This window comes from Oleidesulfovibrio alaskensis DSM 16109, assembly GCF_000482745.1.
In the GTDB taxonomy this organism is placed as follows: Bacteria; Desulfobacterota; Desulfovibrionia; order Desulfovibrionales; family Desulfovibrionaceae; genus Oleidesulfovibrio; species Oleidesulfovibrio alaskensis.
Map to the genome: position 1 here is coordinate 427,816 of NZ_KI519494.1, position 20,718 is coordinate 448,533.

A 20,718-nucleotide genomic window follows, 5' to 3' on the forward strand; every position below is an offset into this window, starting at 1 on the left:
ATGAAGATGACTTCCATGGAAGATCTGCTGGCCGCGGCGGCGCGGACAGGAACCATGCCGCGTGTGGCCGTGGCCGCCAGTGCGCAGGATGTTGCGTTGCTGGCCGCGCTGGATGCACATGCCCGCGGCATAGCGGAGCCTGTGCTTGTGGGCGATCTGGAAGAGACACGCCGCATAGCCGGACGGGCCGGAGTGGATATTTCTGCGCTGGAATCGCACCATGTGCCGGATAGGGCCGGAGCCGTGCAGCATGCACTGGCCTTGTTCCGCGCGGGTGACGTTTCCATGCTGATGAAGGGGAACGTCAATACGGACGTATTGCTTAAAGGCGTGCTGAATAAAGAAACGGGTGTGCCGCCTGCCGGTATTCTTTCGCATGTGGCGGTGTTTTGTCTGCCCGGCGAGCATCGTCTGCGTCTGCTGACAGATGCGGGGGTTAACATTGCGCCCAACCTGCAGCGCAAGGCGGAAATAGTGCGCAACGCGCTGCATGTGGCCCGCTCGCTGGGGCTTGAGCGACCGCGTGCGGCCATGCTGGCCGCCACGGAAAAGGTTATGTATCCGGCCATGCCTGCCACGCTGGATGCGCAGATGGTGGCCCGTATGAGTGCCGAAGGGGCATTCGGTGATGCCGTGGTTTCCGGCCCCATGGCGCTTGACCTTGCGGTATCGCCCGCGGCAGTGGCGCGCAAAGGGTTTGAAGACCCGGTGGCCGGTAATGCCGACGTGCTGGTGGCGCCGGATATCGAAAGCGGTAATGTACTGTACAAGACCCTCACCACACTGCTGGACCTGCCCGTGGCGGGCATTGTGGCCGGCAGCAGGATTCCTCTTATCGTCCCTTCCCGCGGCGACAGCGACCGCAGCAAACTGTATGCACTGGCTCTGGCAGCCTACATGACCCGCAAGGAATGCACCGGATGAGTCTGATCCTGACCATTAATCCCGGATCGACAAGCACCAAGATAGCGGTGTTTGCAGCGGAAGAGGAACTTTTTGAACGTACGGTGGAGCATCCCCATGATGCCTTTTCCGGTCTGGCCGGTGTATACGGGCAGCTGGAAGCGCGGCGGCATGCCGTTCAGACCATGCTGTCCCGGGCCGGTTATGCCGATGCCCGTTTTGATATTGTGGTGGGACGCGGCGGTTTGCTGGCCCCCATGCACGGTGGTGCATGGCGTGTGAATCAGACCATGCTTGATATTCTGGAATCCGCCGCGCACGGCGAGCATCCTTGTAATCTCGGCGCACCGCTGGCTCTGGCGTTTGCCCGCAGCCACGGGGCGCACCGGAATGTACAGGCCATCATAGTGGACCCTGTGGTTACGGATGAACTGGACCCCGTGGCCCGTATAGGCGGATTGCCTGAACTGCCGCGCCGCAGCGTGTTTCACGCGCTTTCACAGCGCGCGGCGGCACGCAGGGCAGCGGCACAGCTGGGCATACGCTATGAGGATGGCCGTTTTCTGGTCGGGCATTTCGGGGGTGGCATTTCTGTAGGGGCGCACCGCCACGGCAGAGTGGTGGACGTGAACAACGCGCTGGAAGGAGAAGGGCCTTTTTCACCGGAGCGGACGGGCGGCCTGCCTGTCATGCCCGCTCTGGAGCTGGTACGCAGAGGCGTGTACTCGTTTGAGCGCATGCGCAGTATTGTGCAGCGCGAAGGAGGCATGTGGGCGCATCTGGGCACCAACGACCTGCGCGAGGTACAGCGCAGGATGGACGCCGGTGATACCGCAGCGGCGCAGATTTTCGACGCGCTGGCTTACAACAGCGCCAAGGCTCTGTGCGCGCTGTTACCGGCACTGACCGGCGCGGGGCAGGACGTCCCGTCGGCCCCGCCGGTGGATGCGGTGGTGCTTACAGGCGGAATGGCGCGTTCCGGGCGGTTCATGCAGGCTGTTTCGGACAGGCTGCGCTATCTCGGACCGGTCATAGTGCTGCCCCGTCTGGAAGAGATGCAGGCACTGGCCATGGGCGGTCTGCGGGTGCTGCGGGGTGAGGAGACCCCCGCGGAATACGGCGGCGGCATGTCCTGAGACTGCGCGGCTTTTTTCAGGGTACAGCAGGCGGGGGCCGCAAGGCTGCCCGCCTGTATACTTGACGTGCGCGGCGTATAGTAGTTTAGTGCTGGCCTTCAAATGATACAGAAAAGCGGGGCATCATGGCATCATCGAAACACCTGATACTGGAAAACGCCCGGCGGTTGTTTTCCGAAAACGGCTTCAAGGGCACAACCATCGCCCAGATAGCCAAGACGTCCAATGTGACGGACGCCGCGATATACAGACACTACCGGTCCAAGCAGCAGATTTTCGACAGCATCATCAACGATTTTTTTGATGAGTTCAGCGGGCTGATGGACAGCATCCACGAGCGCCAGAAAAGCGGCTACTGCCTTATCGAGACTCTGATTCTCGATCTGGATGCCTTTCTGGACGAGCGGGTGGTCGAGCTGAAGGTCATCATGAACACATATACCATCATGCCCAGCGCGCGGCAGATAATGGAACGCATGTACGCCCTGCTGGGGCTTACTCTTGAACGCTGCCTTGAAAAAGGCATGCGCGACGGGACAGTGCGCGATGATCTGGATATTACGCCCACGGCGTCGCTTATTGCCGTCATGCTGATGGGCATGAGCCGTCGGCAGCTGTACTGGCCGGAAACACCCAATCTGGCGCAGGAGGCGGTGACTTTCTGCCAGCGGAGTATCCGCAGCCTTTAAAGGGTATCTGCACGGCGGCCGTGCCGCTGTACGGAAAAAAGGGCTTTCCGCTTTTGCGGAAAGCCCTTTTTTATATATGCGGCAGCGGGGTCAGAGCACCCGCGTGTATATGCTGGTCACATCTTCTGCCGAAAGAGGCACTATTCTGCCCAGCGCGCGGTAGCTCAGGGCATTCTGTACCATACGGGGAATGTCGGATGCGGGAATGCTCCAGCGGGACAGACGGTCGGGAGCCCCCCAGCGCGAGAATGCCTGACGGGTTGCGGCCACTCCTTCTTCCGCTGTGGAAACACCCCATATGGTGCGGGCAAAACGCGTGAAGATGTCCGGCACGCTGTGGCAGACCTGCTCCATCCACGAGGGGAAAATCACCGCCAGTCCTTCACCGTGGGGAACCTGCGGGTGCAGTCCGCTCAGGGCGTGTTCCAGAGCGTGCGAAGTCCAGTCGCCGCCGGAAAGCCCCGAGCCTGAAAGGCCGTTAAGCCCCCAGCTGGCTGCCCATGCCAGATTGGCCCGCGCGGTATAGTCCGAGCCGTCGCGCTGCAGTTCATCCAGTGACATGATGATGGCACGCAGGATTCCCTCGCACAGCTGCAGAGTTGTCTCTTCCTGAAAGTAACCGGTGGCTGCGCGGGCCGTTCTGCCGCGGAAGTAGTTTTCCATCACATGGGTCATGGCGTCGATGCCGCCCGCGGCGGTCAGATGCCACGGAACGGAGGACTGGAGCTGCGGGTCGATGATGGATACTCTGGGGCACAGGCACAGGCCGCTCAGCGACCATTTTCTGGCCAGCGGTTCGTTGGTGATGACGGCTTTTTCGTTCATTTCCGAACCGGTGCCCGAAAGAGTGAGCACCGTGAATACAGGCAGAGCCTGTGTGACGGGACGCCGTGTTTCCACCTGTGCCCAGTAATCTTCCAGAAAAACACCGGCGGCAATGGCTTTGGCGCAGTCTATGACACTGCCGCCGCCGATGGCCAGCACGCTGTCCGCCGCAAACGCGTGTGCGGCGGCTATGCCTTTTTCCACAAGATCAAGGGAAGGATTGGGCGTGACACCGCTGAAAAGCGTATGCATCACACCGGCCCCGTCCAGTGAAGCCGTGACCTGTGCGTATGCTCCGGTACGCATGGCGGCGCTGCCGCCGGTGACCAGCAGCGTGCGGCGCACATTGTGTGCCGCCAGTTCCGCACCGGTTTGTGATACGGTATTTCTGCCGAAGACGATGCGCGTGGGCGCGTGGTATATGAAGTTGTCCATTACTGTTTTCTTCCGGCGTCCACAGGGGTGTCTTCGGGGGCGGTGACCGTTACGGCGTGGCTTATGACCCGTTCGGAGCCGGCTGGTACTGCAAGCTTCCAGACATACTGCTGTGTTTTTTCATCCAGTTCCGCCTCGGGCGAAGAACGTAGTTTCAGTTCCATGCCGGCAAGCCGCAGCTGCGGGGCGGCGTCCTGAACTTCCAGATTGACGGGGTGCTGGCGGGCGTTTGTCAGGGTGATTTCCCATGCCCATTCAAACACCTGCTTTTTGCCTATGAATCCCTGTGTTCCTTCCTGCCGTTTCTGCAGATTCATCTGCGCGGTGACCATCGGGTCGCTGCCGAAGTGAAAGGTTTCTTCCGTACCGGCAAATTCCAGACGTTGCCTGCCCGCTGTGGCTCCGTCCACCAGCATGGTGGCCTGGCCTGCGGGCAGCAGGCGGGTTTCGGGCATGGTGACCCGCGCTGTAAGAAACGCGCGGGGAGAACGGGCGGGGCGCACGGTATAGACGTATGCTGCCTGCCATGTCTCGTTAAGTACGGGTACCTGCCTGCTGCCGCCCGCGGCAAGCGAAACTGTGCCCAGATTCCACACCGCATAGGTTGATGCCAGAGACCTTTCTGCGGCCTCGGGCGCAGCGGCCAGCATGTTTTCAGGTGCGGCATCTGCTGCCATCATGACGGCTTTTCTTAACTGGACGGTCTGCTGCTGCACGGGGCCGATGTCCCAGCGGGGCAGGGGCGGCGGCGCAAGACCTGCACGGGGAGGCAGCGTGGCCACGGCCAGACGGACGTTGTTCCAGTCTGTGCCCAGTCCCTGCCGCAGTGCGGCCGCGTAGCTGAATTCAACCACATTTTTGCCGGGCACGGCGTGCAGGGTGTACAGCGGCTGCCAGCCGCAGCCGGTTGCGGTGTAGGCGTACTGCGCTGTCACCTGACCGGAGGCGGGGGTGTGCAGCTGCGCCGTGACGGCCCACACTTTTTCCGAGCCGCCTGTGGCATTGTTCAGCCGTGCTTCCAGTTCGTGCACGGCGGCCTGTTGTTTTTCAAGCAGCCTGTCTGTTTCTTCCGCCTCGGGCAGCAGGGCGGAAAGGTGTTCCGTCATGGCTTTATCCAGCCGTTCAAGTTCTGCCGTGCCGCCCACGGCCGGACGCGGCTGCGACCACATGGCAATGCGGGCTTCTATTGCCGTTTTGCGTCCCTGTGTGCGTGCCAGTGCCGCGCGGGCCTGCAGCAGCTGTTCTTTGACGGCTGCCGCGGCGGGACCGGCCTGTCCGTCGGTCAGCACCCATTCCATGGCGGTGACGGTATTGCCGGATATGTTGAGAGTAAGGCTTTCCGGGTCTGCCTGATGCGGCAGAAAAAGAGTGAGCGAGTTTTCCGCAGGCAGGGTCTGCAGGACTTCGATGCGGGCGCTTTGCGGAAACAGCGTCACTTTGAAAGGCTCTGCGGGGTGCGGCAGAGTCTGTCCGGCCATGAGTATGTCTGCGCCTGTCAGCGACAGTACAAGCGTGACCAGCAGGGCTGCTGCGGATAAGCGGTAGCGTATCATGATGATTCTCCGGTGTGTTCGGGTCGTGCCGGTGGTTCCGGCGTCATGACCGGTGTACCACAGCCTGACCGGCTGAGCCAGAACTGCCGCCATGAAAAACGCCCCGCGGGAAATTCCGCGGGGCGTTGCCGGTGCCGGCAGATCAGAACATCTGCTTCATAAGGTCTTCGCCGCTGCGGGCGTCGTCGGCGCCGTGGCGGGGGGCGGAACCTTCCACCACGGTGGGCTGGGTTCCTTCCTTGAAAGGCATGAAGTAACTTGTTTCAGAGCCGGGCCCCGCAAGATTTCCTGTTTTGCCGTCAATGCGCACCTGCACGATGCCGGGAGGCATGGGAAAATCCTGTACGGGGTAGTCTTCTTCCACACCCTGACGGTAGCCGACCACAATGGGCGATGCCGCCCGCGAGCCGGTTTCCCATTTGCCCATGGGGGTCAGGTCGTCAAAGCCCACATAGGACACCGAGACAAGGTACGGAGAGATAAGAACAAACCATGCGTCACGCTCGTCGTTGGATGTGCCGGTCTTGCCGCCCAGAGGACGTTTGAGCACCCGTGCGCGGAAGCCTGTGCCGTCGCGCACTACCTCTTTCATCAGCGACGCCATGATATAGGCGTTCTGCGGTGTCAGCGCTTCTGTCTGCTGCGGCTCAAAGGTGGCTATGGGTTCGTCCCATGCCGATTTGATGCCGGTGATCATGCGGTGTTGTGCGCGCAGACCTTCATGGGCGAACGCCGTGTATGCTTCTGTAAGGTTCAGAGGCGAAACGGCCACAGACCCGAGACTTACCGAAAGGTCGAAGGGGAAGGGCCCTTCAAGTCCCAGTGCTTTGGCCCGTTCGACAATGGCCGGTATGCCGATGTCCTGTGCAATGCGGATGGTACACAGGTTACGCGATTTGACCAGCGCGGTGCGCAGCAGCGTGGGGCCGTAGAATTCTCCCGAAAAGTTTTCGGGGCGCCATGTTTTGGCCGTGGCGTCGTCGGTATAGACAAACGGGGCGTCCAGTACCGTGGATGCCGGTGTGTAGCCGTTGTCCAGCGCGGTGGAATAGACAATGGGCTTGAAAGCGGAACCGGGCTGGCGTTTGGCCTGCACGGCGCGGTTGTACTGGCTGTCGGCAAAGGAATAGCCGCCGACCAGTGCCACCACATCGCCCGTCTGCGGTTCTATGGAAACCAGTGCCCCCTGCACTTCGGGGTACTGCGCGATGGCCAGTGAAAAGTCCGTATCAGGCGTGACGGAGGCGGCATCAAAGCTTTTGCCCGCATCGGGCAGCATAAACTGCGCCCATACCACATCGCCCGCTTTGACCACCGTACGGGCATCTTTCACGGCGGGCACATAGTCCGTCACCACGGTGGGGTCGGGCGTACGGCACCAGTGCATGGTTTCCACGTCCATCCGGCCCTTGTAGCTGCCAAAGCGCACATCGGCCCCTGCGGCCGTCACGCGGGTGACCAGCACTTTTATCCAGCCTTCGTGCTGCATTGCCGCCGCATCCACGGGGTTGTCACGCAGAAAAGCTTCGCGTGCCTCCTTGCTTTCCAGATGCTCCACAGGGCCGCGCCAGCCGCGCCGTTTTGTAGAGGCCACCAGCCCGTCGCGCAGTGACTGTTCGGCGTACTTCTGGTGCTTGGGGTCCATGGCGGTGTAAACATGCAGGCCGGATTCATACACGGCATCCTCGCCGTAGCGTTCCAGCTTGATGCCCAGTTTTTCCATGTTGTCTTCGCTCAGATAGTCGATGAGCCTGCGGCGCACTTCTTCCAGATACCATGCGCCGGTGCCCCACGAAGGATCGGCCATGGAGGTGAACACAAGCTTTTCATTGATGGCCGCGTCGTACTGCGAGGGTGTTATCCACCCGAGCTGAAGCATGCGGTGCAGCACATACAGCTGACGGGTGTATGCGTCCTGCGGGTTGTTGAGCGGGTTGTATTTGGAAGGAGCCTGCGGCAGACCGGCCAGCAGCGCAGATTCGGCTATGGACAGTTCGCCCACATGTTTGCCGAAGTAGCTGCGCGCGGCGGCTTCCACGCCATATGCCCCCGCGCCGAGATATATCTGGTTCAGGTATATGGTCAGAATTTCATCTTTGCTCAGATAGCGTTCCAGCCGGTAGGCCAGAATGGCTTCTTTTATCTTGCGCTCGTAGCTGCGTTCGGAAGTAAGCAACAGGCGTTTGATGACCTGCTGTGTGATGGTGGAACCGCCCTGCCGGATGGTGCCTGCCTGCATGTTTTTCATGAAGGCGCGCAGAATGGCGCGGAAGTCTATGCCTTCATGCCGGTAAAAGGAGTCGTCCTCTGCGGCGAGAAAGGCCAGAGGCAGATGCTGCGGCATTTCATCAAGGCGCGCCAGAAAGCGTTTTTCGCGGTAGAAATACCCCAGAATGCTGTTATCGCGCGCGTACACCGTGGTGACCAGCGGCGGGCGGTAATCGGTGATACGGGTAAAGCCGGGCAGGTCTTTGGTGGCCCATATATAGATGCCGCCCAGCCCGAGTATGCCCAGCAGGGCAAGACCTGTGACGCTGACAAGAAAGTATGTGAGAAAACGTTTCATGATATTTTTATCGGGTATGGTCGCAAAGCGGATAGCGGTTGCCGTCTTCGTCATGCTCCGGATCAAGCCCCCACGCAAGTCGCAGGCGGCCGAACATCAGGCGCAGTTCGTTTTCTGTAACGCCCAGTTCCTGCATGGCGTCTCTGACGGAGCGTGACTCCAGATAGACGAGACACTCGTCCGGAGTGAACATGGTCAGCATGCCGTTGGGCATAAACCAGAAAGGGAACAGGCGGCAATACCACGGACGTGTCTCGCGGGGAAGAGTGCAGCCTGCAGCGGAAAGGAAAAGGCAGCGGCCTTCATTGTCCGAGGCAAGGCGCAGATGCTCCCCGTGAGGGGGAAAAATGGCCTCCAGCCGTTTTTCATCGGCGGGAAAAAGGCGTTTCATACACTGCAGGAACGGTTTTGTATTGGGCTGGCTGGCAAACCCGCCCTTGTCATTGCAATGCTCCACAATGCGCTGCCATTCGCTGCGCGAAAGCGGAAAGCACAGCTCTTCATTGCCGGGCTGCATCCGGCAGCAGGTGCCGGAATGTGCGGCACAGCGGGCGCATATATGTGCATCACGGCTTCTGGCCATCAGTAACGCTCCTGTTGTTCGCGCGGCCATGTGCCTTTGAAGCCGCGCAGCACCACAATGGTGAATTCGCGCCCGGGGGCGCCTTTGTGCGTGGTGCGGTAGCGCAGCACCCTGTATGACTCAAACATGCTTTTCAGCTGTGGTTTTATGCCGTTGTCTTTCTGCACATAAATGGCGTCCCACCCTTTTTTGTCTTCAGGAGTGGGCCATAGGTCGTACTGACTCATGCGTCTGCCGAAGTCTGCACAATACGTGAACGGCTGTCCGGGTGCGTAAAAGGCAAGGGCCGCCGTGATGTCATATGATTTGGAAAAATAGAACACTTTGTCCGGACGGGGCAGACTGTTCTGCAGTTCCTCCAGTTTGCCGCTCAGGTCGCTCCAGCCTTTCAGCCGTACCGCCGGGTTGTACGCAGGCGGCAGAGGCAGCCAGTTCTGCCCGTACAGCAGCACAAAAACAAGTACACCCATGGCAACCCAGATGCGCCGCATGCGCAGCCGCGAAAGATGCCTGCCTGTTTCGCGCACAGCCTGTCCACTGCGCTCAAGCGCGGAAGCACACAGCATGATGCCGGCCACATAGCTCATGGCCGACCAGTTGGGATAGATGCGGGTGTGAAAGCTCCAGATTATGAAAAAAAGCCACAGCGGCCAGAACGCGGCGGACAGCAGCAGTGACTGACGGACTTCGTTCATGTCATTGCGCAGTCCGCTGTACATGTCGCGTCCGGCGCGCGGCGTACGCCACACACGCAGGGCGCGCCATGCGCCCACCAGCATGAACACAAACCACCACGGACTGATGATGCCGACCTGCGAGGCGATATATTCCGGAAAGCGGTCAAAGCGGATGAGCGGTTCGGGGCTGGCCGAAGCCACACCGGCCAGACCGGCCACATGGCGGAATCCCACAAAGTCGTTCTGGAAATTCCATATGAGGATGGGCAGCAAACCCACGGCCGTACCGGCACAGACGGCAGCCAGCAGCCGCGGCACCATGCCTTCTGGCAGCAGCCGCTGGCGTCTGAGTCCCAGCGCGTACAGCAGGGCCACGGCGGGCATGGCCAGCATCATATATTTGGCCAGCACACCGGCGGCCATGGAAAGGGCCAGCAGCACATAAGGCCATGGCGAGCGTGATGATACGGACATCCAGTACAGGCACATGAGCGCACCCGTCCAGCAGACCAGCAGCGGGCTGTCAGTGGTCATCAGAATGCCGGAGGCGATGAACAGCGGGGTGGTATTGGCCACAACCAGTGTCCACAGACCCAGTGCCGGACGGCGCATGAGCCGTGCGGTTCCGGCGTACAGCAGTATCTGTGCAAGGCACGAATTGAGCACGGCGGCAAAGCGCACGCCCAGTTCCGTATCGCCGAAAACACCGGTCCAGATGCTGATGAGCCACGCGATGAGCGGCCCTTTGGAATAGTAGGAAAGCTGGAGCCTGCGGGTCCAGTCCCAGTACTGGGCCTCGTCCTGCACGAGGTCAAGCTGGCCGGAGGCGATGAACCAGAAGCGTACCAGCGTTGTGAAAGATATGATGGCGGCAGCGCACAGCCACGGGCGGCGCTCCCATACGGGGCTTTTCTGCAAGAGTTTCACCTTTGGGGAGTCGTTTGGCGCGGAGTCTAGCGGCTAGCCCTGCTCCTGTCCAGTAAGCGGGGCAGAGCCTGCCTGTCCGGTACTGCACAGAGACGACGCGGCGGATAAAATCCTTGCGGAACAACGACGCCGCCTGCCGGTCTGCGGCAGGCGGCGCGGCTGTTATCTGATGATGTACCGCAGGATTTTCTGCTTCCAGCCGGCATCGGGGCTGAACCGGAACGGCAGGTCGATGAAGTTTGTGCCGCGTGTGACACTGCGCAGTCTGGAAAAGGCAAAAAATCCCGCCTCGCCGCGGTGGCTGCCCATGCCGCCGCCTGCCGCATCGCCGAAGGGCAGGGCGGGGTACACGGTCTGCACCAGCACGTCGTTGACCGCCGCTGTGCCCGATGTTGTGGCATCCAGCACTTTGCGTGCGGTAAACACATCGGTGCTGAACACATACAGAGCCAGCGGTGCGGGACGGCTGTTCACCAGTTCAACGGCCTGTTCCGCAGACTGCACCTCAAAAAGCGGCAGCACCGGACTGCGGGTGACGGAACGCATGACCGGTGCGTCCGGCTGTACGTTTTCCAGTACGGTAAAGTTGATGAACCTGCCTGCGGGGTCGGTGTCGCCGCCTATGACCGGCGTGCCGTCAGTCAGAAACGCCGCGGCTTCTTCATAGGCGGCGTTGTCTGTCATGCGGCCGAATGCGGAACTTGCGGAGGGTATGGCGCCGTGCTGCGCTTCCAGTTCTTTGCGCAGGGCTGCCAGCAGGCGTTCGCGGACTGCGCCGTGCACCACCAGATAGTCCGGCGCGGCGGCGGTCTGACCGGCGGCAAGAGTTTTGGCCCATACTATGCGCCGCGCTGCCAGCCGGATATCGGCATCTTCAAGCACTATGGCCGGATTGCGGTGTTCGGCTGTTTCAATGACGGCGGGCACAAGGTGTTCCGCAGCGGCGCGGGCAAACCGGACGGCGGTTTCGCGCGGTGCGGAGCACAGGCAGGCATCGAAACGCTGTCCGAGAATGGCCTCTGTGGTTTCATTGTCCGCAGTGGTCACGGTTATCTGTTCCGGCTTGAAAAACTGCTGCACAAGGCGCTCCACAATGCCGTTGACAGCCGGAGTGCGGGGAGAAAGTGCCAGCAGCAGCGGGGTGCCCGCGGCAAGGGCAGATACCACCGGCATAAGGGCGCGCTGTACGGGCATATCCGCGGCGGTTACGGCCACGGCAATGCCTGCGGGGCGGGGCACGCTGCGCGACCAGCCCCACATATGCAGGCGCGAACGACGCACCAGCCGTCCCTTTGCAAGCGCGGGCAGACGTTTGATCATGTGGTCGATGTCGTTGATGACGGGGGCTATTTCAGCCGCAAGCACCATGTGCTCGGAAAGTCCGGCATCCTGTGCCGCAGCTACAATAAAGCGACGGGTGTAATCATGCACGGCGCCGCGCAGGGTGCGCAGCGATGCAATGCGTCCGTCCACGTCAAGGGTGGCTCCGGACTGGAAAAAAGCTCTCTGGGCTTCCGTCACTTCGTATATGCGTTCAGGTGTCATGGTCAGGCTCCTTGGTGTGCGTGTGAAAGTGATACCCGTGCAAGATAACACGCATACTTGGAGCTGGCTAGACCGCACTGCGCTTTTTTTGCACAGGAGCATAATGCAACATGCTGTAACAGAATGAAAAAACATCTGCAGCAAGACGCAGACAGGGGGCTTGCGCCACCGCCGGCAAGGCCCGGCTGCGGCTATTGACAAATCCGCGGACCCGTGTGCAAGGTACACTAAGCCATTGTGCGCGCAGGGCAGAACATACAGGCGTGTGCGATGGTAATATGTCGTATTTACGGGAGATTATGCATGTCCAAGGCTGCAGACAATTTTGACGTGATCATTGTCGGCGGGGGGCCCGCCGGTCTTTTTGCCGCGTATTATCTGGCGGAACATTCCGGTCTGTCCGTGTGTCTTATCGAGCGCGGCAACGCGGCGCGCAAGCGCAACTGTCCCATCAACAAGACGCAGAAGTGCATCAAGTGCAAACCGTGCCACATTCTTTCCGGCATGGGGGGCGGCGGACTTTTTTCCGACGGCAAGCTGAACTTTATCCACAAACTGGGCAAGACCGATCTGACCCAGTTTCTGCCGCGCAGCAAGGCAGAGGAGCTTATTGACGAGACCGAACTGATTTTCAACCGCTTCGGCATGGACGGCCCTGTGTATCCTTCCAATCTGGAAGCTGCGCGTCTGCTGCGCAAGCAGTCGAAAAAACATGGTATCGACCTCTTGCTTATCAAGCAGAAGCACCTTGGCAGCGATTGTCTGCCTGAGCATATCGCCCGTATGTGCGACTATCTGACCGAAAGCGGCGTGACCATACGCACCGGCGAAGAAGTTAAAAACGTGGTGGCCGAAAACGGACAGATACAGGGGCTGGTGACGGATAAAGGGCAGTACACCTGCCGCGCCGTCATTCTGGCACCGGGCCGCGTCGGGGCCGACTGGGTGGGCGAAGTCTGCCGTTCGTTCGGACTGCAGGTAAGCCAGCGCGGCATCGAAGTGGGCGTGCGGGTGGAAGTGCATAATGACATCATGAGCGATACCACCGATATCATTTACGACCCCACGTTCTTTGTGCAGACAAAGACCTACGATGACCAGACGCGCACATTCTGCACCAATCCGGCAGGCTTCATCGCGCTGGAAAACTATCAGGACTTTGTCTGTGTTAACGGACACGCCTACCGCAACAAAAAGTCGGAAAATACCAACTTTGCTTTTCTTTCCAAAGTGGTGCTTACCGATCCTGTTTCCGACAATACCGGTTACGGCACCGCCATTGGCAAGCTGGCCACCATTATCGGCGGCGGCAAGCCCATCCTGCAGCGGTTCGGCGATCTCAAGCGGAGCCGCCGGTCCACATGGAACCGTATCAGCAAGGGCTACATTGAGCCGACGCTGACCAATGTGGTGCCGGGCGATATCGCCATGGCACTGCCCGAGCGCATAGTGACAAACCTTGTGGAAGGTCTGGAGCAGCTCAACCATGTGCTGCCCGGCATATCCAACGAAGAAACACTGCTGTATGCTCCGGAAATCAAGTTTTTCGCCACGCAGGTAGAGACGGACAACTGTCTGGAAACCGGCATCCGCGGTCTTTTTGTGGCCGGCGACGGGCCGGGTGTGGCGGGCAATATCGTATCTGCCGCAGCCACGGGACTTATTCCCGCAAAGGCGCTTATCGACCGTCTGTAACGACCGGCAGAAAACGTGTGCCGCCGGGCGGCGTTTCAAATGTGCGGCGGGGTCTTCCCCGCCGTTTTTTGTTGCGCGGCGTCCGGTCTTGCCTCTGTGTGCGGCCGTCTTATCTGTGTACTGCGGGCACATGTGTGCGCCGCATATTCACAACCGCAACGCGGGAGGTGTGACATGTCCTTCACCGCAGTGGCAAAGGTAGGGCGCAGCCGGTACGATACCGATCCGGCGGTGCAGATGTGGCTGGCAGGGGTGAAACGGCACATGGAGGAGCTGGCTCAGGATGTGGGGCTGGCACCTGAACTCAATGTGCGTCTTTCCGTCGATGACAGAGAAGTGCTGCTGGGTGTCAGCGAGCAGATGGATATGTATCTGCGCGAAGAACCGGGCAGCTGGCGATGAAGCCGCCGCATACGGCACAATGAAAGCCGCGCCGACTGAGGCCGCGGCTTTTTTTGGTGCCGGTGTCGTCAGCCGCGGCTGCCCGTGGCTGACCGTGCAGTGCGGGGTGCTATGGTTCCTGACAGTTTTTGCACGGCGGCTTGTATTCTGCGTCGGCCCCGCGGTTGAAATTGACCGTGGAAAATGTGCCGTGCGAAAATACGCTGGTGGCATAGGCCACCGCAAGGGCAAATAGCGCTGCACCCACGCCTATGCCCGCGGCATAGAACGGCGGTGCTGAAAGAGCCACGCGCATGAACAGCGTGGCAATGACAAAGCCGGAATTACGGAACACCGCGTGAAAGTTGGGCATGAACCGCTGCGTGATAAGCACCAGCAGAATGTCGGCAAATATCAGCACGGTGTAGAAGGTGATGAAAAAATCGTGGTGCGTGCCGTAGATGAGAAAATCCAGCGCGTCATACAGCCCTATGCTTACAAAGGCCACAAACAGCACCAGTGCGAGAATTTTTTTGCTGAGCACATAACGCATACGTTCCGTGGGATCTTTGAGATAGCCCTGAAAACGCTGTACTCTGTAATAAACACCCAGAATAACGAAGATGCTGAGTGCTGCCGTACCCGATGCGGCAACATGCAGCAGTGCCTCGGTGTCCTGCAGGACGGATATGGGTTCGTGCATCTGCGAAAGCGATTTGAAAGCATTGCGCAGCAATATAAGTGTCAGTATTTCAAGCTGCTTGCCAAGGGATTTGGTGACAGAGGTGGACAGGACGAAAATAAGGCTCATGACCTCGAGCACCAGCAGCATGGTGAACGCCAGATTGACCGCATGAAAGTGGTTTGTGGGTGTCAGCGCAGCCATCCGGGGCGGCAGCAGGCCGTGCCTGTTCATTTCTATGGTGGCGATGCTGAGCAGAAAAATAATGATGAGTGTATGCGCCACATACCGTTCCGTACGCGGGTGCTCCCAGAAGTGGTGCAGGATATCAAACAGATTGGCAGCGGGTTCAAGACGACTCATGACGTACTCCGTGGCAATGGAAACATATTATAATAGTACGCGAAAAATCATTCAGGGCAAGGGGAATATGCTGCGGGGCCGGTCTCCGGCGGTTTGCGGGCAGCAAAGCGGCCCGGGCGCGGCGGAAAAAGACTTCAGGAGCGTTGCCAGCGCTGCGGGCGTGCTGCCAGAGAAGGAACGGGGCGGGGGCTGCCGTGCTGCAGGGCTTGCAGATCGTCGGGCGTGTTTATGTTGACGAATGTGTTCAGACCGGCATCGTACCGGCGCAGGCTTTCCATCGGGGGGGCCACGGGTGGGGTGCCGTTTTTTTCCAGCAGTTCGAACAGCCTGAATACATGCGGTATGCCCTGCTGTGCCAGCGTTTCCATAAAAGGCACACAGCTGCGCCGGTAAACGGCCACAAGCGGCATCCAGAATCCGTCGGCCTGTCTGGGCACCACTGCGGGGGCGTCGGGCCATTGCGCCGCAAGGCAAAGCAGATGTCGCAGCAGGGCCTGCACGGGGTGGGGGGCATCGCAGGGCAGCACCAGCACGGTATCGGCCGCGGCATGAAAAAGCGCGCTGTGCAGCCCCGCCAGCGGGCCGCCGACAGGCAGCATGTCGGGTACGCAGCGCACCTGCGGAGGAATGTCGGCCGTGCGGGCGCAGTCGCCACCGGCAAACAGCAGTTCTCCGGTAAGAGAATACAGCAGCTCAAGCTGGCGGTCGCGTATGGTGCGGCCATGCACACGCAGCAGCCACTTGGAGGCACCGCCAAGGTGTGCGGCAAGCCGTGTGCCCTTGCCGCCGCCTATGACGGCGGCGGCAAACGATGAGGGCAGTCTGTCTTTCTGCACGGGGTCATGCCTCGTCGATGATATCAAAAGCCCAGCTGAGCGCTGCCGCCACCGTGGGGTAGCCGATGGTGGGAACAAGCAGAATAAGCGCGTGGCTTATCTGTTCCGGCGTGCAGCCTGCCTTGAGTGCCCGCCGTACATGGCTGTGTACCGCTCCTTCCGAACGTTGGGTCGCGGCCGCTGCCAGCTGCACCAGATGCGCCTGTGCCCCGTCCAGCGGGCCCGCCTGTGCCGTTGCTGCTCCCAGCTGCTGCAGGGCGTCCATGACGTCTGCATACTGCTGCCGCATTCTTTGAAAATGTCGTGGAGTCCGGTCGCTCATGGGGTACCCTCCTAGTGTGCGTCCTGATATTTTTCGCGTATGCGGTCTATTTCTTCCATATTGGCAAACAGCGCATCCACCAGCGCAGGGTCGAATATCCGCCCTTTTTCGGCCTGTATGTAATCAAGCACTTTTTCCTGCGGCCATGCTTCCTTGTATACACGTTTGCTGGACAGCGCGTCAAAGATGTCGGCCAGGCAGGTGATGCGTCCCGCAATGTGTATGCCGTCACCTTTGAGCCCCTGAGGATATCCCGTACCGTCCCAGCGCTCGTGGTGTTCGTGCGCTATGATGGCCGCCGCCTGCATGATGGGGCGTTCCGAAGTATTCAGAATATGGTAGCCGATGGTGGTGTGGGTTTTCATCACCTCGCGTTCCTCATCGGTAAGCCTGCCGGGTTTGAGCAGTATGGCGTCGGGAATGCCTATCTTGCCCACATCATGCATGGGCGAAGCATGCAGATACAGTTCCGCGGTTTCTTCTCCCAGTCCGGCGGCACGGGCCAGCAGTCTGGTGAATTCCGCAACGCGGCGCACATGGTGTGCCGTTTCCTTGGAGCGGCTTTCCACCACATCGCCCAGCCGCAGAATGACTTCCTTCTGCGTGTTGATGATTTCTTTATTCAGATAGACGTTGTCGAATGCCACTGCCACGTTGTTGGTAAACACCTGCAGCAGATTTTCATCCGGCGGGGTGACACCGCTCAGCCCTTCCAGATAGATAAGATGCTCTCTGCCGTTGCGTGCCGGAAAATAGCCCACATAGTCGCGTCCGTTGAATATGCTGCGTTTTTCCTCCACGGCCTGCTGCACTGCGGCACGCACGTCCGATGAAAGCTGCGGGCAGCCCTCGTCCGTCTGCAGGGCGTCGTATTTGCCCGTGGCCGCAATAAACTGCAGCGATTCATGATTTTCGCTTGTGGCGGTGAACCCCGATGTCTGCACATACACTGAGCCGGAGAACAGTCCGTACAATGAAGAAAGCTGGGTGAGCACTCCCTGCGCAAGCTGGCGGATGGAGCGGATGCGGAAAAGATCGGCCGATGCGTCGATGATATGGCGCAGTCCCTGTCTGTTCTGTTCAATGACCCGCAGGTCACGGTACGAACGCAGCGCAGTATATACGGTGGTAAAGAGCCGCTGCGAGGTAAGCTCCGCCTTGTGCTTGTAGTCGTTTATGTCATAGTTGATGATCACCTTGCGTTCCGGCGCCTGTCCGGGCTGTCCCGTGCGCAGGATGATGCGCACCAGTCTGTTGTCCAGTTCTTCGCGTATGGCTCTTGCCACATGCAGACCGGCATGGTTGCTTTCCATCACCACATCCAGCAGCACCACGGCTATGTCTTTTTCCGTGCGCAGAATTTCCATGGCCTGCGCGCCCGTGTAGGCACTGATGCAGCGCAGGGGAATGCCGTCGAATGTGAAATCCTCCAGCACCAGCCGGGTGGTGGTGTGCACGTCCTCCTCATCGTCTACGATAAGCAGGGTCCAGTGTGCGTCCGCCGCCGCGGATTCCTGTACAGGTTCTTCTTCGGCGAATATCAGTTCGTCGTCAGCAGGCGTTGCGATATGGGCTGGTGACATGGGAACTCCTTTGTAGCCGGCCGGTGCCGGAATGTATGGCATCATGCTTTGCCGCCGCGCATCTGTTCCGGTGGTCCGCACGGGTTATGTCTGTACTGCAGAGGGGGAATCCTGCATGGGCACGGTTATGGTGAATGTGGTGCCGTCGCCCGGAGTGCTGCGGCACTGCACGGTACCTTTGAGTCTGCGTGTTACAAGGTTGTATACGATGTGCATGCCCAGTCCGGTGCCGCCGTTGCCTCTGCGTGTGGAAAAAAACGGTTCGAACACGCGTGAAAGAATTTCCGGCGTCATGCCTTTGCCGTTGTCGGCAAGGGTGAGTGTCAGGTCATTTCCCTGACGGACGGCGTGTATGCTCAGCACGCCGTTTTCCATGCCGTCAAAGGCATGCAGCAGGGCGTTTGTCAGAATATTGGTGACTATCTGCATGAACACGCCGGGATAGCTGGTGATAACAAGGTCCTTGTCGCCGGACAGTTCGACGCGGTGCGAAGTGCGTTTGTAGCGCGGACGCAGACTGACAAGCACTTCTTCAAGATAGTCCAGCACGTTGAAGCGGCGGGTATCTTCATCGGACTGATCAACGGCAACCTGCTTGAAGCTGCGTACCAGATCCGCCGCGCGGGAAAGATTCATGCGGGTGGCGGTCAGGGACTCGTTGCCCACGCGCAGAAAGTTTTCAATATCCGAACGTTTCATGCCGCCGGATCTGTACAGCTCTTCAAGCTGCTGCATTTTTTCCTGCAGATAGGATGTGCTGGTCACTCCGATGCCGATGGGAGTGTTGATTTCGTGCGCCACACCGGCCACCAGCCCGCCCAGCGCTGCCATTTTTTCTGTTTCCACAAGCTGGTGCTGAGCCTGACGCAGATGCTCCAGCGATGTCTGCAGTTCGGCGGTGCGTGCAGCAACCCGCTCTTCAAGTTCTTCATTCAGGCGTTCCAGCTCGGTGCGCGCGGTCACCCGTGCCGTGATATCGGTCATGAATCCTTCGATAACGCAGATGCTGTCGCCGGACGACCGGCAGGGTGACGTGCCGCTGCCGGATATCATCATGCCGCCTTCCCATACCCAGCGCGTTTCACCGTCGGAACGGATTATGCGGTATTCGACAGCGTAGCGGTGCGGCGATGCGTCTATGGCGCCGGTAATGCGGGGCAGGTCTTCGGGGTGGGCCAGCCCCCGCAGATTTCTGCCGTGCTGCACAAAATCATCGGGGGCAAACCCTGTCAGCGGCAGACAGCCTTCGCTGGCAAAAAGAAACGTGCCGTCGCCGCCGGTCTGCCTGCGGAAAGCCATGCCCGGCAGGTTTGAAAGCAGTACCGAATAGCTGCGTTCACGTTCTGCCAGAGCGTCCTGTGCTTTTTTGCGTTCGGTGGCATCCTGCCCGGCGGAAAGCAATCCGGTCACGTTGCCGGAAGCATCGCGCAGCGGCCTGTTGAGCCATGAAATCCAGACCCGTTCGCCGTTTTTGCGTATGTTTTCATTTTCATGGCAGGCATAGGTTTCCGGATTTTCCAGAATACGCCGCAGCAGTTCGGAATACGGGGTGCCGTCCGCGTTTTGCGGCAGAATTGTTGCCGCAACGCTTTTTCCTGTCAGCTCATGTTCCTCGTATCCGAAAAAGGACAGTCCGTACTCGTTGATGAATTCTATCTGCCCGTTGCGGTCGATATGCATGATGACCGAACGCGCGTTGTCCACCAGTTCGCGATAGCGGGTTTTGGCTTCGCGCAGGCTCTGCTCCACGGCTCTTTGTCTGACAAGGTGGTGCGATTCAAGAGCCAGTGCCAGCACCAGCAAAGCCACCAGCACACCGGCGGGCAGCAGCACCTGCCGGTACCGTGTGAAAAAAGAGGGAGGCCTGTTCAGCACGGTGCTTTCTGCGGGAATGCTGTCAGAGGAAATACCGTACCGGGCCAGCAGCTCGTGGTTGAATACAAACCGGTTGATATTTTCGGTGATGACGGGGATGCGCGATGGCGGGGTGCCCTGTGCTATGCGCAGCGCCATGCGGGCGGCTTCACGTCCCTGCATGACTCCGTCCGTCAGTTTTCCGCCCACAATGCCTTTGTCGGCATAAAAGCCGAAAACGGCAAAAACCGGCCTGTCTGTCGCCGCAAGGATATGGCGCAGACTCTGCCTGTACGATTGCACATTGCCCGCTGTGTCCTGCAGGGCCGAAAGCAGCACAATGGCTTCGGTACCCTGCAGCGCGGCAAGCTGTCTGCCCAGATCCGCAAAGGTATAGGCGTCCCACAGTTCCATGCGCCCGTGTTCCGGTATACCGGCAGTCTGCAGCGCCAGTTCGTGCGTCATGGCACGGCCGGTTTCCGAACGGTCGCTGATGACAATAAACCGCGATGTCTGCGGCAGCATGGCTGCCGCAGCCTGTATGGTTTCGCGTATGCTGACTTTTTCGGCGATGCCCGTGACGTCGTCATGCCCGCGCAGTGCGTCGGGGGTATAGTTGTTGTACCCGCAGAAGACCACACGGCTGCCGGGGGCGATGGCTTCGTGTTCGTCCAGCAGGGTGTTCAGGGCGATGTTGTCGGCGGTAATGATGACGTCGGGCGGGTCCTGCGCGTATTTGTCGCGCAGCAGGGCCAGTATGTCGGCGCGGTATGCTGCATCGGGATGCCGCTTGGTGTCCATGAATTCGACTGAAAGCCGCATGGTGCCGTTGGAAGCGTCTATGGCCGGCCCCAGAACTTCCTGAACGCCGCTGTTGATATCCTGCACCCACAGCATGTTGGGGTGATAGGAATGTACCAGCAGAAAGTGCGTGCGCCCTGTGCCGGGAGGGGGCTGCGCCGACGCGTTCCGGGGCGGTGCCCAGCACAGGAAGAAAACTGCAGCCGCAAGCAGGAACAGGGTCGGCAGAACCGCGCGCGGGTGCATGGCGTTATCCGGCGCGCAGGGGGGGCACTGTACGGTGCGCGTTGTCTGCGGAGCAGATAACGGTAAAGGCATGACCATATGTCCTGACCTGTTGATTTGAAGTGAACGGCAGGGCC

Annotated in this window: 16 protein-coding genes; 5 read left to right on the plus strand and 11 right to left on the minus strand. The window is 59.8% G+C overall.

The window, feature by feature from the left end; genetic code table 11:
- The 3 genes from H586_RS0113995 (at nucleotide 1) to H586_RS0114005 (ending at nucleotide 2,728) form a co-directional block, all read left to right on the plus strand.
- Nucleotides 1-924 (plus strand): phosphate acyltransferase, encoded by a 924-nt coding sequence (locus H586_RS0113995; protein WP_034619314.1) that lies wholly within the window; start codon nucleotides 1-3, stop codon nucleotides 922-924.
- The gene (buk, locus tag H586_RS0114000; RefSeq protein ID WP_011368880.1) at nucleotides 921-2,039 is read left to right on the plus strand and encodes a butyrate kinase; all 1,119 of its coding nucleotides are present in this window, start codon (nucleotides 921-923) and stop codon (nucleotides 2,037-2,039) included. Before H586_RS0113995 ends, buk begins: the two co-directional genes overlap by 4 nt.
- 125 nt (nucleotides 2,040-2,164) lie before the next feature.
- On the plus strand, nucleotides 2,165-2,728 hold the full coding sequence (locus H586_RS0114005) for a TetR/AcrR family transcriptional regulator (RefSeq protein ID WP_011368879.1): 564 nt from the start codon (nucleotides 2,165-2,167) through the stop codon (nucleotides 2,726-2,728).
- A 90-nt stretch (nucleotides 2,729-2,818) separates the two neighbouring features.
- Here the strand turns inward: H586_RS0114005 and H586_RS0114010 are convergent, their stop codons facing one another.
- The 6 genes from H586_RS0114010 to H586_RS0114035 all read right to left on the minus strand — a co-directional run bounded on the left by H586_RS0114010 (nucleotide 2,819) and on the right by H586_RS0114035 (nucleotide 11,839).
- Nucleotides 2,819-3,988 (minus strand): iron-containing alcohol dehydrogenase, encoded by a 1,170-nt coding sequence (locus H586_RS0114010; RefSeq protein ID WP_027182369.1) that lies wholly within the window; start codon nucleotides 3,986-3,988, stop codon nucleotides 2,819-2,821.
- Nucleotides 3,988-5,541: a DUF4139 domain-containing protein gene (locus H586_RS0114015; protein WP_027182370.1), complete on the minus strand. Its 1,554-nt coding sequence runs from the start codon at nucleotides 5,539-5,541 to the stop codon at nucleotides 3,988-3,990. The genes H586_RS0114010 and H586_RS0114015 overlap by 1 nt, the downstream gene beginning before the upstream one ends.
- Before the next feature lie 142 nt (nucleotides 5,542-5,683).
- Nucleotides 5,684-8,107, minus strand: a complete 2,424-nt coding sequence (locus tag H586_RS0114020) for a penicillin-binding protein 1A (RefSeq protein ID WP_027182371.1) — start codon at nucleotides 8,105-8,107, stop codon at nucleotides 5,684-5,686.
- A gap of 7 nt (nucleotides 8,108-8,114) precedes the next feature.
- Complete coding sequence (locus H586_RS0114025) at nucleotides 8,115-8,690, minus strand: hypothetical protein (RefSeq protein ID WP_011368875.1); 576 nt, start codon at nucleotides 8,688-8,690, stop codon at nucleotides 8,115-8,117.
- Nucleotides 8,690-10,285, minus strand: a complete 1,596-nt coding sequence (locus H586_RS0114030) for an ArnT family glycosyltransferase (protein WP_034619316.1) — start codon at nucleotides 10,283-10,285, stop codon at nucleotides 8,690-8,692. The genes H586_RS0114025 and H586_RS0114030 overlap by 1 nt, the downstream gene beginning before the upstream one ends.
- Before the next feature lie 171 nt (nucleotides 10,286-10,456).
- Entirely contained in the window at nucleotides 10,457-11,839 is a 1,383-nt protein-coding gene (locus tag H586_RS0114035; protein WP_011368873.1) for an aldehyde dehydrogenase family protein, read from the minus strand.
- A gap of 303 nt (nucleotides 11,840-12,142) precedes the next feature.
- Here H586_RS0114035 and H586_RS0114045 point away from each other — a divergent pair, with 303 nt between their 5' ends.
- Entirely contained in the window at nucleotides 12,143-13,534 is a 1,392-nt protein-coding gene (locus H586_RS0114045) for an NAD(P)/FAD-dependent oxidoreductase (protein ID WP_011368872.1), read from the plus strand.
- 174 nt (nucleotides 13,535-13,708) lie between these two features.
- Nucleotides 13,709-13,936, plus strand: coding sequence for a hypothetical protein (locus H586_RS0114050; RefSeq protein ID WP_011368871.1), 228 nt, complete (start codon nucleotides 13,709-13,711; stop codon nucleotides 13,934-13,936).
- A 109-nt stretch (nucleotides 13,937-14,045) separates the two neighbouring features.
- Here the strand turns inward: H586_RS0114050 and H586_RS0114055 are convergent, their stop codons facing one another.
- The 5 genes from H586_RS0114055 to H586_RS20245 form a co-directional block, all read right to left on the minus strand.
- Complete coding sequence (locus H586_RS0114055; RefSeq protein ID WP_011368870.1) at nucleotides 14,046-14,960, minus strand: hypothetical protein; 915 nt, start codon at nucleotides 14,958-14,960, stop codon at nucleotides 14,046-14,048.
- 134 nt (nucleotides 14,961-15,094) lie between these two features.
- Nucleotides 15,095-15,796: a molybdenum cofactor guanylyltransferase gene (locus tag H586_RS0114060; protein WP_011368869.1), complete on the minus strand. Its 702-nt coding sequence runs from the start codon at nucleotides 15,794-15,796 to the stop codon at nucleotides 15,095-15,097.
- A gap of 4 nt (nucleotides 15,797-15,800) precedes the next feature.
- Entirely contained in the window at nucleotides 15,801-16,118 is a 318-nt protein-coding gene (locus H586_RS0114065) for a carboxymuconolactone decarboxylase family protein (RefSeq protein ID WP_027182374.1), read from the minus strand.
- Nucleotides 16,119-16,129: 11 nt separating this feature from the next.
- A complete protein-coding gene (locus H586_RS0114070; RefSeq protein WP_027182375.1) occupies nucleotides 16,130-17,701 on the minus strand; it encodes a DUF3369 domain-containing protein in 1,572 nt (523 codons plus the stop codon).
- An 84-nt stretch (nucleotides 17,702-17,785) separates the two neighbouring features.
- On the minus strand, nucleotides 17,786-20,674 hold the full coding sequence (locus H586_RS20245) for an ABC transporter substrate binding protein (RefSeq protein WP_162147978.1): 2,889 nt from the start codon (nucleotides 20,672-20,674) through the stop codon (nucleotides 17,786-17,788).
- Between the last annotated feature and the right edge of the window lie 44 nt (nucleotides 20,675-20,718).

Excerpts from the sequence above, each read along its gene's own strand:
- H586_RS0114025 (WP_011368875.1), bottom strand. The coding sequence starts at position 8,690 with ATGGCCAGAAGCCGTGATGCACATATATGCGCCCGCTGTGCCGCACAT.
- H586_RS0113995 (WP_034619314.1), top strand. The coding sequence starts at position 1 with ATGAAGATGACTTCCATGGAAGATCTGCTGGCCGCGGCGGCGCGGACA.
- buk (WP_011368880.1), top strand. The coding sequence starts at position 921 with ATGAGTCTGATCCTGACCATTAATCCCGGATCGACAAGCACCAAGATA.
- H586_RS0114020 (WP_027182371.1), bottom strand. The coding sequence starts at position 8,107 with ATGAAACGTTTTCTCACATACTTTCTTGTCAGCGTCACAGGTCTTGCC.
- H586_RS0114050 (WP_011368871.1), top strand. The coding sequence starts at position 13,709 with ATGTCCTTCACCGCAGTGGCAAAGGTAGGGCGCAGCCGGTACGATACC.
- H586_RS0114005 (WP_011368879.1), top strand. The coding sequence starts at position 2,165 with ATGGCATCATCGAAACACCTGATACTGGAAAACGCCCGGCGGTTGTTT.
- H586_RS0114015 (WP_027182370.1), bottom strand. The coding sequence starts at position 5,541 with ATGATACGCTACCGCTTATCCGCAGCAGCCCTGCTGGTCACGCTTGTA.
- H586_RS0114065 (WP_027182374.1), bottom strand. The coding sequence starts at position 16,118 with ATGAGCGACCGGACTCCACGACATTTTCAAAGAATGCGGCAGCAGTAT.
- H586_RS20245 (WP_162147978.1), bottom strand. The coding sequence starts at position 20,674 with ATGCCTTTACCGTTATCTGCTCCGCAGACAACGCGCACCGTACAGTGC.
- H586_RS0114055 (WP_011368870.1), bottom strand. The coding sequence starts at position 14,960 with ATGAGTCGTCTTGAACCCGCTGCCAATCTGTTTGATATCCTGCACCAC.
- H586_RS0114045 (WP_011368872.1), top strand. The coding sequence starts at position 12,143 with ATGTCCAAGGCTGCAGACAATTTTGACGTGATCATTGTCGGCGGGGGG.
- H586_RS0114035 (WP_011368873.1), bottom strand. The coding sequence starts at position 11,839 with ATGACACCTGAACGCATATACGAAGTGACGGAAGCCCAGAGAGCTTTT.
- H586_RS0114010 (WP_027182369.1), bottom strand. The coding sequence starts at position 3,988 with ATGGACAACTTCATATACCACGCGCCCACGCGCATCGTCTTCGGCAGA.
- H586_RS0114070 (WP_027182375.1), bottom strand. The coding sequence starts at position 17,701 with ATGTCACCAGCCCATATCGCAACGCCTGCTGACGACGAACTGATATTC.